Source organism: Flavobacterium ginsenosidimutans (genome assembly GCF_003254625.1).
Classification (GTDB): Bacteria; Bacteroidota; Bacteroidia; order Flavobacteriales; family Flavobacteriaceae; genus Flavobacterium; species Flavobacterium ginsenosidimutans.
In genome coordinates this window covers 137,917-151,119 of record NZ_QJRJ01000082.1, presented here as the reverse complement: position 1 = coordinate 151,119, position 13,203 = coordinate 137,917, and the positions used below count along the sequence as shown (strand labels likewise).

Genomic DNA, 13,203 nt, shown 5'->3' with positions numbered 1-13,203 from the left:
AAACATGACATTTACGATACAACCCGTTTTAAGAAAAATTCTGTTTTTCTTAGCCATACTCATATCTGGTTTTAAAGGATTTTCACAGAATAAATTGATTACAATACATACTAAGAATAAACCTATAAGCTTAATTATCAAAACGATTGAAGAACAAAGCGATTTTAGGATTATTTATAACGCAAGAAAAATAGATGCCGAACAATTAGCCGATTTAAATGTAGATAATGTCTCTTTAGAAACCGCTTTAACGCAGTTATTAAAAGACAAAAAGATATCCTTTTACATTCAGAAAAAACAGGTTTTATTGACAAGCTCTGCTCCTACTGATTCTTCGACTGGAACTGCACAGGAGACGGAAAGATTTATTAGCGGAACTGTTTATAATGCAAAAGACAAACAGCCACTTCCAGGAGCTACAATTCGTATAAAAGGAACTGGAATGGGCGCTATAACTGATTTTAACGGAAAATTTGTTTATCAGTTAAAAGGAAATAATATTCCGAATCTTGTGCTTGAAGCTGGCTTTTTAGGAATGGAATCACAATCTCAAAAAGCAGATCAGAAAAAAGATTTTGTTTTTTATCTTCAAGAAGCTGCAGACGAATTAAATCCGGTTATTATAACTTCATCTTACGGAACTACAAAATTAAAAGAAGAAATTGTTGGTAGTATTTCGACTTTAAATGCTAAAGATATTGCTGTAGAACAAGCTTCTGAATCTATTGATAAAATGATTACAGGTCAGATCGCCGGAGTTATGGTAGAAAATACTTCTGGAGTTGGAGGTCCTGTAAAAATCAATATTCGCGGTCAGGGAACTTTACCATCTTTGACGGGAGCAAAAACTGGAACTTCGACACAACCTCTTATTATTATCGACGGAGTTATTATGGGTGAAGAATATGGAATTGATAGTTCATATTTTAGTGGAAATGGCGATTTTACAGAAAGTTTCGGAAATCCGTTAATGAAAATTGCGCCCGAAAATATTGAAACGATTTCTGTTCTTAAAGACGCTGCAGCTGTTGGTATTTATGGTGCTGACGGAGCAAATGGTGTAATTTTGATTACTACCAAAAAAGGAAAAAAGGGAAAAACTCAATTTGGTTTCTCTAATCAGCTTGGGGTTTCGTCTGCTATTAATCAGATTAAATATTTGAACGGAGAACAATATACTGAACTTCGAAATGAATATTTAAAAAATACTTCTCCAGGATCTGCGCTTCTTGAATACAACGGAGTTAACACTGACTGGTTTAAACTATTAAATAGAACTGGAGTTTACAATAAATATAATTTTAATGTTTCTGGTTCTACTACAAAATTCACTTATCGAACAAATATCAGTTATTTAAAAATTGATGAACCACAATTAGGCAATTCAACCAAACAATTAAATGCTGGAATTAATTTGGGCTATAGTTCTAATAAACTGGATATTAACTTAATGCTTAATCCAAGTTTTATTCAGAAAGATGCGCCAAATATCTTTTATTCTTTTGCTTACTTGCCTACTCTTTCTCCTTATAACGAAGACGGCTCTTACTCTACGCTTGGCGTGAGCGGTATGACGCGAGGAAATCCGCTAGCCGCAATCGAGCAAAATAAAAACGAAGCACAGACTTATGGCCTTTTAGGAAGTTTAAGCCTTTCTTATAAACTAAGTAATGCTATCAAATTTTCTACGCTTTTTGGTATGGATTATACGGATAAAGACCAAGATCGCTATTTCTCAGCTCAGAACGAAAGCGGACAATTTGCTGGGACTTTCACTTTAGATAATATAACATATCCAAGATGGGGACGCCGACTTATCAATGAAAGAAATGCTAAAAAATGGAACTGGCAAGGACAAGCTTTATTTGATAAACAGCTTACAGAAAATCATGCAGTTGATGGTGTTGTTGGTTTCGAACTTTCTCAAGATAAAACGGATTTCCGTTATCAATCTGGTGTCGGATTTGTTAATCCGTATGTTATTAATCCTGTTTCTAATGCCATAAGAGATGACAATCCAGCAACTGAAGCAGACGAAACTAATAGCAATCAGACCATTGGAAGTGAGATTAGTTATAATTCAAGAGTTTCATTGTTTTCTCAGGTAAATTACAATTATAAAAAGCGTTATTACTTTTTGGCCAATTTCCGTCGTGACCAAAGTTCTGTTTTTGGCGACGATTCTGATGTTGCTAATAATGGCGGCGCTGGAGCAAGCTGGATCATTAGTAATGAATCCTTTTTTAATCGTAATTCTTGGGTCAATTTCTTAAAACTGAAAACAAGTTATGGTACAACAGGAAATTCTAGAATTGGTTCTTACAGATCAAAAGGCTTATACAATATAGCTCAAAACAATTATAACGGAGGATCTGGCGCAACTACAGGAACAGCTCCAAACGGAGATCTAAGCTGGGAAAAAAACACAAAATTTAACGCAGGAATTGACTTCAATATTTTTGATCGTGTTGAATTGAGCTTAGAATATTACTATGATAACAAAAGTGATTTAATCACGACACGAGATATTCCTACTGAAACAGGTTATTCTTCAATGCAGCTGAACGCCGCAAGTATGTACAACAAAGGTTTTGAGCTTTCTACAAGAATTAAATGGATAAAAAGCAATGCTTTTAAATGGACAACGGCATTTAATATTTCTACAGTAGACAGTAAAGTAACTGATTTAAAAGGTTTAGGAAGCGATTATTCTTTAGCAGAACTTGCATTGGCTCAAAAAATCGGTTACAGCACCACTACAATATGGGGAATAAAATGGGTTGGAGTTGATCCTGCAACAGGAAGAGATTTGGTTACTAAAAACGGTCAGATTTACGATCTTGTTACCTACAGAACTTTATTTAGTGCTGCAGACTGGGAACCAATTGGAGACACACAAGCAAAAGCATATGGAGGTTTTTACAACAATTTTACTTTCTATAATAATTTGGTTTTATCAGTTAGAGGAGATTTTCAAGTAGGTGGTGATTTCTTTGCTTCAGACGTTCTGATCGACAAATATTCAAATACGTCTAACCGAAATCTTTCTGTAAATGCAGATGACCATTGGAGAAATCCTGGAGATATTGTTTCTCAATCGGCAGTTGCTGGATCGCCAGTTACTTCAAATTTAAGCAAATACGTTTATGATGCTACTTATTTGAGAATAAGCAACATCAATCTTAGCTATAATGTTCCTATCAAAAATATTTTCTTGGATACACTTTCTGTTTTTGCAGATGCAACAAATGTACTGTATTGGTACAAAGAGAAAAGTCCGAAAGGAATGAACGGAATTCGTGAGTTTAGTTTTACCTATCCTCAGGCAAGAACAATTTCACTTGGTGTTAATGCAAAATTTTAAAACGATGAATTATTTAAAATATATAACAATAGTAATCCTGATTTTTTCATTGCAAGGCTGCAGTGATTTTCTGGAACAAGAACCTGGAACGCAAACCTCTATAGACGAACTTCTTCAAGATAAAGCTGGGGTTTTAATAGCTTTAAAAGGTCTTTACAAAGAAGTCGAAGCTAATGTGAGAGGAGAACGTTTTGCGGTATATGCAGATTTACAAGGCGGAAATATTAAGTTTACGCCAGCTTCTTCAGGAAATAGCAAAGGGCAAATTACTGCAGCAACCAATATTAAAGAAGTATATTCTTTTGAAGATGCAGCCGAATCTAGTAATTTTAAATCTTTCTACGATGACAGTTACGACATTATCAATCAAGCCAATTTAATATTAGAATACACTCCTGCTCTAACTGATGCAACCGATGTAGAGAAAAAACAAATAATGGCAGAAGCTTTAACCATTAGAGCTTACACTCATTTTCTTTTATCTCAGGTTTACAGTCAAGATTATGGTTATACTCCAGATGCATCACATTTAGGCGTTGTATATAATACCGAATCTATAAAATCAGGACTTAAATATCCTAAAAGAGAAACTTTGGCTGTTACTTATTCTTTAATTATAAATGATTTAAAAACGGCAATTGAGAGTTATTCAGATCAACCCGCAATGGAAGGTTCTGTGTTATCTTATTTTGGAAAAAATAGCACAAAAGCTTTACTAGCAAGAGTATATCTTTTTCAAAAAGACTGGACAAATGCTTATGCAATAGCAAATGATGTAATTACAAATTCAGGAGTTGCATTAGTAAATTCATCTGATTTAATAGCACAATGGGCTCAACCAGATTTGCCAATTTCTGAGGCTTTATTAGAATTTTCAATTCCTAAAGATTCCGAAGGAAACGTTTCTTCTTCAATGGCTTCTTATTTTGGATATAACGAAACTAGTTATGCAAATTATGTTGCATCTAATGATTTAATTGATCTTTACGAAAATAATGATTTAAGAAAACAGCTGTTTCTTAATGTTGATCTTTCGACTTTAGTCAACGGAGTATTAACGCCAGTTCAATACAGTTTTACTCGAAAATTTCAAGATAATGCAGGTTATGTCGCTTTCAGATTAAGTGAAATGTATTTAATACGTGCCGAAGCTGCTTTAGAAAACAATCAATCTGATGTTGCTATGGCCGATGTTAATATTATTCGTGCTCGCGCCAATGCAACTTTGCTGACTTCAACAGATAATTTAAAAGAAGAGATTCTTTTAGAAAGAAGAAAAGAACTTTGTTTTGAAGGACAATTATTCTTTGATCTTGCCCGTAATCACAAAGGAGTTTCAAGAATTGACGGATGTATTTCGACCAATTGCACTATGTCATATCCATCATTAAAATACGTGTTACCAATACCGACTTATAATATTAATCTTAATGCAAACTTACAACAAAATGAATCCTATTAAGATATTCCGCATATTAGCTCTAGCCTTGCTTTTGGCTTCTTGTTCCAAAGACGATTATAAATTAGGTTCTGAAATAGATCCTTATTTAAGGTTTAATTTTCAAGTTAGTAGCAGCAATGTACCTTTGGAATACCCAACGGTTAACGGAAATTTAGTTCCTATTTCTACTTACACAAACAGCTCTTTAAAAACATTGAAAGTTCCAGTTGCTTTAACAACACGCTCGTTAAAAAGTGCTGTTACTGCAAATTTTAGCGCTGTTTCATCAACTGACGATAGCGAAAGTTTTACGGTAAATCCAATCAATGAATTGGTTTTTCAAGGCAGTAAATTGACTGATACTATTTTTGTTTCTTTTGATAAAAGATGGAAAGAAAATCAAAGCATCAGTTTAAAATTAGAAACGGTTTCTGATCCTGAAATTCACATTGGAAGCCTAAATTCTGAATATCCAAACGATACTTTCAAAATTGATTTAGGAGCAATAACAACCAATTATACTTTTCCTGTAACACAATATATAGTTAAAGGAGAAGCTGGTGAAACAATTGATTTCAAAGTGAATTTTCCAAACGGATTTTTCCCTTCAGAAGTAGAAAATCTACAAATATTCAAGTTCTTAAACGGATTTAGTTATTCCCTGACTCACGATGATTTTGGAGATAACCGAAATTCAATTACGTATCATTTAACTCTTTTGGATGATATTCAGAATGATGATGTTTATTATGAATCTTCGCTTACTTTAATTAATGCCGGCGATTATACTGCAACTGGAAATACAATTCTACAGATTGTAAAACCAATAAAATCGACAAGAGATATCAATGCAAATCCAGCTTCTAATTTTTACGATTTGAGCAATCAGTATTATTTAACTTATGGCGAAACTTGGTTTGACAAAAGCGGTGTTTGTGCATGGCAAACCTACAATGCATTTACATATCCTGTTGTCGTAACAAAAGATAATCAAAATGCTATTTTATACAGTGATAAAGGCACTGCAAATCCAGATGACGATGTTTACCACGATGCATTCAAAATTGGATTTAATGTTGCAACTGGAACAAACACAACCAATTCATTCAATTTAAAAAGATGGTTTTCTAACGAAAGTACAACTGCAGCAAACTCGCCTGGATTTAATATCACGTCTGCACTAGAATTTTTCCCAGCAGACGGAAATAGCAAAACAGAAGGAAATGTATTGGTAATTCCGCAATATATTACCATTACAGGATCCAACAAAAATAGCTACAGCATTGCGATTTCGGGAGAAGGAACATACAAAGAAATAAGTACAGGTTTATTCGAAATTTCTTTTGAGTTGAAACTAACTAACGATGAACTGTTTGGAGGAACAGTTTCTACACAATATAGAATGTACAACAATAAAACGTATCCAAAACCAGCAGCATTAAGCATTGACTGTCCTAAAGAAGTTACGCTTTAATTTAGTGTTCAGTCGCAGTCGCAGTTTACAGTCTTTAAGAACAAGCTTTGACAAAGCTTTTGGAGGCTAAAAACGTTTCAAGTTTCAGGTTTCAAGTTTCGCAACAACTTGAAACCTGAAACTTGAAACGTAAAACAAATCAAAAAAAAACGAAAACAAAATTGAAAAAACTAATCTTCCCTATTCTTTTCCTTGTTGGCTTAACGGCTTACAAAGGCGTCGAAAATCCTGATTATATTGATATTCAAGAATTACGAAAATTGTATTCCAGCGGAGATTCTTCGAAATGGCCCGCAGCAGAATTACATGAAATCGTAGATAAATCTAAATTTAAGGATATTGGCGTTTTGCCTGCTGTTCCTTATCCTGCTTATAATCCATATTCTAAGGAAAAAGAAAGTTTGGGAAAGATTTTGTTTTTTGATCCAAGATTATCAAAAAGCGGTCAAATTGCTTGCGCTTCCTGCCATAATCCAGAATTGGGCTGGACAGATAACTTGACACGTTCTTTTGGTCACGATCGCCAAACTGGAAAGCGCAATTCGATGACGATTTTAAATTCGGCGTATGCCACATCTCTATTTTGGGACGGAAGAGCGAAAAGCTTGGAAGATCAAGCACAATTTCCCGTTCAAGATCCTTTGGAAATGAACGAAAAGCTGACAATTGCAGTTGATAGAATTGCTAAAATTAAAGGCTATAATTCTTTATTTACGGAGGCTTTTGGAGATAAAAAAGTGACTTTAGAAAGAATTCAATATGCAATTGCCACTTTCGAAAGATCGATCAATAGTCCGAAAAGTAAATTTGATCAGTTTGTAAGCGGAAAATCAGATATTTATACCGATCAGCAAGTAAAAGGAATGCATTTATTTAGAACCAAAGCACAATGCATCAACTGTCATAATACGCCTTATTTCAGCGACAATCAGTTTCATAATGACGGACAGACTTTATTTGGAACAAAAAATGAAGATTTCGGACGTTATAATGTTACGAAAGATGTAAAAGACATTGGCAAATTTAGAACGCCAACACTTCGCGAAGTCGTAAATACTAGACCGTGGATGCATCACGGACATTTTCCAACTTTATTAGATGTTGTAGAATTATACAATTTAGGAAATCCGTCTCCAGTACAGAAAAAATATTTGGGAACAGCGAGAGATTCTCTGATTCCAAAAGTAGATCCAATGCTTAGAAAATTGGATTTAAAAAAAGAAGAAATCGCTGATTTATTGGCTTTTATTGAAACTTTGAGTACGCCAACAAGAAGAATTATAATTCCTGAAATGCCAAAATAAGTTAGTTGATGATTTGCTTTTTGCCCCACAATCTGCAAATTTACAAGCCCATTTCTTTAGGAAATGGGCTTTTATTTTATATCGCTCTCAACTTCATCTAAAACATCATTTAAAGTTTGTAAATCTAGCTTATCAATTCTTGCTATGTCATTCAAACCTTCTCGTATCAAATTAAAAACGATTCTTTTCTTTTCTGTTTCATTTTTTGTCCCATAACCAACATAATCCTTTAATACTGCAATACCATAAATATACCAATTTTCTTCTTTTTCAGTATGGTATAAGGCATTTTCGAAAGAATCAGAAACTTCAATGTATAAGTGGGTATAATCAGGTAACTTAAATTTTTTCTCTCGAAGTTTAGCTCGTATCTTTTCACAGAATTTATAGCTGTAAGGAGCAAAATAAAGTTTATCTATGCCTTCAAAATGATAATAAAATCTTAGATCTCGAATAGCTTTTTTATTTTCGATAATTCTATTTTCTCTTTCTTTTCTTTCATCAATTCTTCGAGTTAATGCTTCTTGATAAAAAAGTGATTCGTATTGTTCGTTTAATTTGATCAGATCAGTATTTTGCAATTCTGTTTCTAAAAGAGATAATATTTGTTTTATCCTTTCGGTGTCATAAAGGTCATCTTTCTTTTTTTTGCTAAAAATAATTTCAAAACCACGATAAATTATTTCAAAAACATCATCTAAATTTTGTTCAGTTTCAAATACAGGCAAAGTGACTCTAACGATATTTTTACCCCTATAATAATTTGGCAATTTATTAAACCAACCGTTGTAAATTTCCTTATCCTTACCTTTTGGTTTATTTGAAAAACGAGCCAATTGAATCTCAATCTCTTTAAAAGGAAATTCTATTCCCTGTGCTTGAAATCTATCTGAAATTATTCTTCCAAAATACCTAAATGGCTGATTAAATGTACCTCCGTAGGTTCCATAGCCACTTTTTATAAAATAAATTTGCATGTTTTTAAATCATTAAAATTTAATTGCAAATATATTTTAATCAAACAGGCTAAAAGACCTCTATAAGTTGCAATTATATCAACTTAAGATAATCAATGAGGCTTTTTTGAAAAAAATCCAACAATGCCAACCTAAATATATGTCGCTCCTCTGGAGCTTTATGTTGTAAACATTTATCCTTTGCTATAAATATTTCGCTTCTCCGAAGCTTACAAAAAAAGGACTATCCATTTGATACAACCTGTTTTTATTTAAATGGAAAGATTACAAGATGAAAATTTTTCGATAATCTTGCTACAATGACAGTTTGTCTTTTTGTAACTTTAATAAAATATTTAAAGATGCAATTTAACTTCAACCAATAATTATTTATTATCCTTTCATTGACGCATAAAATAGCGCTGCATCCCTGATATCATGGGCATTTTTTAAATTTGTCTGTCACCCAAAAGAAGCTTTTTCTTTTATAAAAAAATTACAGCCATGAGAATAGATCAGATACAAATTAAAACAAACGATATTCAAAAAACGAAAGCATTTTATCAGAACCTTTTTGGGCTTTTTATTCTGGAAAATGACCAAAAATCAATAACATATCAGGCTGGAACTTCTATTTTAAAATTTATTGAAGATCCAGAATTTAATTCCATATATCATTTTGCTTTTAATATTCCTGAAAATCAGCTTGAAGAAGCCATTCAATGGTGTGAAAACAAAATTGATTTAATTGTTTTGGATGATAAAAGTGTAGTTACTCATTTTGAAAACTGGAATGCGCATTCTATTTATTTCTTTGATCACAATGGAAATTTATTGGAATTCATTGCTAGACATGATCTTAATAATGAACAAGTTGGTGAATTCAACTCTGCTTCTATTTTAAGCATAAGCGAAATCGGAATTGTTACGGAAAGTCCATTAAAATTAGGAAATCAATTAATAGAAGAACACGGACTTCATTTTTTTTCTCAAAATACAAATACTGAAAAATTTGCTGCAATTGGCGATCATGAAGGTTTATTGATTCTGGTGCAACCCAATCGAAATTGGTATCCAACTCAAATTCCTTCTGAAAGTAATCCAGTGAAAATATCCCTAGAAAACAATGAGAATTTAATTGAATTACATTTATAAATTATTTTATAACAAATAGATAAAAATATAATTTGTATTTTCATCACAGCAAAAAAATATTTATAATATAGTTTTTAAAGTGTATGAAAAGATACTTCTTCCTCACCTTATTATTTTGGAGCTTTAACGTTTCTAACGCGCAAACCAATCTCGCATATGAAAAATTAATCGCAGAAGCTTCTTTACTTCATCTTCAAAAAGATTATAAAAATGCTATTTTAAAACTGGAAAAAGCTTTTTTGCTTAAAGAACCTGATGCATTAAATGCTTATAAAGCTGGGGGAATGTATTCGTTAGCTCAAAATGAAGCAAAAGCTTTTAAATATCTAACTATAGCTCTAAATAAAGGATGGACTGAAGCAGAGCAACTTTCCATAGATCCGTATTTTGATTTTTTACGTGCTAAATATCCATATAAGTGGGAAACGATTAAACAAAAAGCACAATTGAAAGAGCAGGAATATGAAAAAAAATTAAAACTTCCAGAATTGCGTAAACAAATCAATGCAATGGGAATTGCAGATCAGAAAATTAGATATTGGAAAATACAAACTTCAGATCCTGCTCTATTGAATGAATTACAGCAGAAAATTAACGACTTAGATTTTAAAAACCTTTCAACAGCAAAAGAGATTCTAAAAACCAATGGTTGGCCAAAAATATCAGAAATAGGAAAAGATGGTGCCCATAATTTCTGGCTAATTGTACAGCACGCAGATCAGGATATTTTATTCCAAAAAGCAGCTTTACATGAAATGGATAAATTAAAAGGGACGAAAGAATTGGATATGGAAAACTATGCTTTTTTGTATGACCGAGTGCAATGCAATCTCAATTATAAGCAAGTTTACGGAACGCAAGTAAATTGGACACAAAATGGTGAAGCTTCAAGTTTTAGAGGTATAATTAAAGAAAATGAAGCTGATAAAAGAAGAAATGAATTTGGACTTCTTCCTTTAAAAATTTATGCTTTAAATTATGGTTTTAAATACACAATTCCAACAGCTGAAGAAGCTTCAAAAAAAGATAAAGAAGATACTGAAAGTACATTAAAGCTAATAAACGAAGCTAAAAAGTATTACGAGACAAAAGAGTTTCAGAAAGTGTATGATAATTATAATAATGCGTCCATGATTTTGGGCGGAATGACAAGTGAGCAAAATTTTGAAGCTTCTGAACTGTTTGCAAAAATTTACAATCAAACTCATGACGAACAGTACAGAAGCATTTCTTTAGATTTTTTAAGTTTGAATTATCTAAGAGGAGATTTAGACAAAAAAATACTCTTATCAAATAAAGAATTTGAAACGTTTTATTCTGAAAATAGATGGAAAGATATTGTTGATTCTTTATGATACTCTAAAACTTCATTCTCTGAATCCTCACGGCATTCAAAATCGCTAAAAGTGCCACTCCAACATCTGCAAAAACTGCTTCCCACATTGTTGCTAGTCCGCCCGCGCCGAGAATTAACACAAAAGCTTTTACAGCAAAAGCCAGTGTAATATTCTGCCAGACAATCTTTTTAGTTTGTTTCCCAATATTGATTGCCATTGCGATTTTACTTGGTTTATCATCTTGAATTACAATATCGGCAGTTTCAATTGAGGCGTCGCTTCCTAAACCCCCCATTGCAATTCCAACAGTACTTAAAGCGATTACAGGCGCATCGTTTACTCCATCGCCCACAAAAGCAACAGTTTCGTTTTTATCTTTAATTTTGTTGACTTTATTGACTTTATCTTCTGGCAACAAATCACCAAAGGCTTTTGCAATTCCGACCTTATGTGCCACAAATTGCACCACATTCGATTTATCTCCGCTCAGCATTGTTAGTTTTACTCCTAAAGATTTTAGTTTCGAAACGGTTTCTTTCGCATCTTCCTTAATTTCATCAGCAATGGTTAAATAGCCCGCAAATTTATTTTCGTATGCAATTGCAATCGTGGTATAAACGATTGAAGATGGATCAATATCATACGAAATAGAATATTTGTCTAACATTTTAAAATTTCCAACATACAATTCTTTTCCATTGTGAGTTGCTTTTAATCCATGTCCAGAAATTTCTTCAATATCTTTTAATTCAATCGAAGAATCAATTGGGCCAACATGATTATGGATAGCCGTTGCAACAGGATGCGAACTTTTATTTTCTAAAACATTGACCAGTTTTAAGATTTCATCTTTATTAAATTCGGGTTTTATAATGACTTCCTGGACTTTAAAAACACCTTCAGTCATAGTTCCTGTTTTGTCTACCACAACGTTTTGAATCTTTGAAATACTGTCGAGAAAATTACTTCCTTTAAACAGAATTCCGTTTTTACTTGCAGCGCCAATTCCACCAAAATATCCCAACGGAATACTGATAACCAATGCACAAGGACAAGAGATAACCAAAAATACTAAAGCGCGATACAGCCAATCAGTAAAAACATAATTATCTACAAAAAGCATTGGAAGCAAACAAATTGCAATTGCCAAATACACTACAATTGGCGTATAGATTTTAGCAAACTTTCTGATAAACAATTCCGCAGGTGCTTTTTTTGCCGTAGCATTTTGCACCAATTCTAAAATTTTAGACAATTTACTGTCGCTATAAGCTGTTGTAACTTTTACTTCGACAATGGTGTTTCCGTTTATCATTCCTGCTAAAACAGTATCTCCTTTCTTTTTAGTCGCTGGTTTGCTTTCGCCTGTCAAAGCAGCCGTATTTACGAAAGCAGAATCTGATAATAATTCGCCATCCAAGCCTAATTTTTCCCCTGCTTTTAGTTGAATAATCGCTCCAATTTGAACGTCTTTGGCTTTGACTTTTACTGCAATATTATTTTCTAAAACATGCACCTCATCTGGACGCTGATCCAGCAGACTTTTAATGCTCGTTTTTGCTCTTTTAACTGCCATTCCTTGGAAAGTTTCTCCAATGGTATAAAAAAGCATTACAGCAACACCCTCAGGATATTCACCAATTGCAAAAGCGCCGATTGTGGCAATACACATTAAGAAAAACTCTGAGAAAACATCTCCTTTTACAATGCTTTCGTAAGCTTCTCGTAAAACAGGAATTCCAACTGGAAGATAGGCAATTGCATACCAAACGATTCTAACATATCCTGTAAACCATTCTTGCGGAAAATAGTTGTCAAAACCAATTCCGATTAGCAGTAAAACAAAGGATATAATTGATGGCAAAAACAATTGAAAAAGACTGCCGTTTGCACTATGTTCATGATCATGACCTTCGTGATCGTGCCCATTATTTTCGGAATGCACAGGCTCGTCATGTGAACAGCAGCAGGAAGGTTTAACTTTATTTTTTGCGGTTTTTACTTCTTTATCTTGATGTATCATTTTTTGAGTTTCAGGTTTCAGGTTTCGTGTTTTAAATGCCTGAAATTTTTGTTTAAAATAATGTCCTAAATTTAAGCAATTTGTGGTAAAGTTTATTGCCACAAAGGCACTAAGGCACAAAGTTTTTTTTTTAAGTCTGATTGAGTTAA

The 13,203-nt window shown here is 33.0% G+C and carries 8 protein-coding genes; 6 read left to right on the top strand and 2 right to left on the bottom strand.

Annotated features, from left to right (window positions below):
* Positions 1-4 precede the first annotated feature (4 nt).
* The 4 genes from DM444_RS21225 (at position 5) to DM444_RS21210 (ending at position 7,583) form a co-directional block, all read left to right on the top strand.
* Positions 5-3,364 (top strand): SusC/RagA family TonB-linked outer membrane protein, encoded by a 3,360-nt coding sequence (locus DM444_RS21225; RefSeq protein ID WP_111290422.1) that lies wholly within the window; start codon positions 5-7, stop codon positions 3,362-3,364.
* Between the two features lie 4 nt (positions 3,365-3,368).
* Positions 3,369-4,826: a RagB/SusD family nutrient uptake outer membrane protein gene (locus DM444_RS21220; RefSeq protein ID WP_239455761.1), complete on the top strand. Its 1,458-nt coding sequence runs from the start codon at positions 3,369-3,371 to the stop codon at positions 4,824-4,826.
* The gene (locus DM444_RS21215; RefSeq protein WP_162615024.1) at positions 4,813-6,279 is read left to right on the top strand and encodes a hypothetical protein; all 1,467 of its coding nucleotides are present in this window, start codon (positions 4,813-4,815) and stop codon (positions 6,277-6,279) included. The genes DM444_RS21220 and DM444_RS21215 overlap by 14 nt, the downstream gene beginning before the upstream one ends.
* A gap of 161 nt (positions 6,280-6,440) precedes the next feature.
* Complete coding sequence (locus DM444_RS21210) at positions 6,441-7,583, top strand: cytochrome-c peroxidase (RefSeq protein ID WP_239455760.1); 1,143 nt, start codon at positions 6,441-6,443, stop codon at positions 7,581-7,583.
* Between the two features lie 71 nt (positions 7,584-7,654).
* Here DM444_RS21210 and DM444_RS21205 read toward each other — a convergent pair whose 3' ends face one another.
* On the bottom strand, positions 7,655-8,560 hold the full coding sequence (locus tag DM444_RS21205) for a hypothetical protein (protein ID WP_111290416.1): 906 nt from the start codon (positions 8,558-8,560) through the stop codon (positions 7,655-7,657).
* 483 nt (positions 8,561-9,043) lie between these two features.
* On the opposite strand from DM444_RS21205, the gene DM444_RS21200 reads away from it, so the two are divergent.
* Together DM444_RS21200 and DM444_RS21195 are read left to right on the top strand one after the other, a co-directional pair.
* The gene (locus DM444_RS21200; protein WP_111290414.1) at positions 9,044-9,694 is read left to right on the top strand and encodes a VOC family protein; all 651 of its coding nucleotides are present in this window, start codon (positions 9,044-9,046) and stop codon (positions 9,692-9,694) included.
* 83 nt (positions 9,695-9,777) lie between these two features.
* Complete coding sequence (locus DM444_RS21195; protein WP_111290412.1) at positions 9,778-11,049, top strand: DUF6624 domain-containing protein; 1,272 nt, start codon at positions 9,778-9,780, stop codon at positions 11,047-11,049.
* A 4-nt stretch (positions 11,050-11,053) separates the two neighbouring features.
* On the opposite strand, the gene DM444_RS21190 is transcribed toward DM444_RS21195, so the two are convergent.
* Complete coding sequence (locus DM444_RS21190) at positions 11,054-13,054, bottom strand: heavy metal translocating P-type ATPase (RefSeq protein ID WP_111291183.1); 2,001 nt, start codon at positions 13,052-13,054, stop codon at positions 11,054-11,056.
* Positions 13,055-13,203 lie beyond the last annotated feature (149 nt).

Excerpts from the sequence above, each read along its gene's own strand:
- DM444_RS21220 (WP_239455761.1), top strand. The coding sequence starts at position 3,369 with ATGAATTATTTAAAATATATAACAATAGTAATCCTGATTTTTTCATTG.
- DM444_RS21200 (WP_111290414.1), top strand. The coding sequence starts at position 9,044 with ATGAGAATAGATCAGATACAAATTAAAACAAACGATATTCAAAAAACG.
- DM444_RS21215 (WP_162615024.1), top strand. The coding sequence starts at position 4,813 with ATGAATCCTATTAAGATATTCCGCATATTAGCTCTAGCCTTGCTTTTG.
- DM444_RS21195 (WP_111290412.1), top strand. The coding sequence starts at position 9,778 with ATGAAAAGATACTTCTTCCTCACCTTATTATTTTGGAGCTTTAACGTT.
- DM444_RS21190 (WP_111291183.1), bottom strand. The coding sequence starts at position 13,054 with ATGATACATCAAGATAAAGAAGTAAAAACCGCAAAAAATAAAGTTAAA.
- DM444_RS21205 (WP_111290416.1), bottom strand. The coding sequence starts at position 8,560 with ATGCAAATTTATTTTATAAAAAGTGGCTATGGAACCTACGGAGGTACA.
- DM444_RS21225 (WP_111290422.1), top strand. The coding sequence starts at position 5 with ATGACATTTACGATACAACCCGTTTTAAGAAAAATTCTGTTTTTCTTA.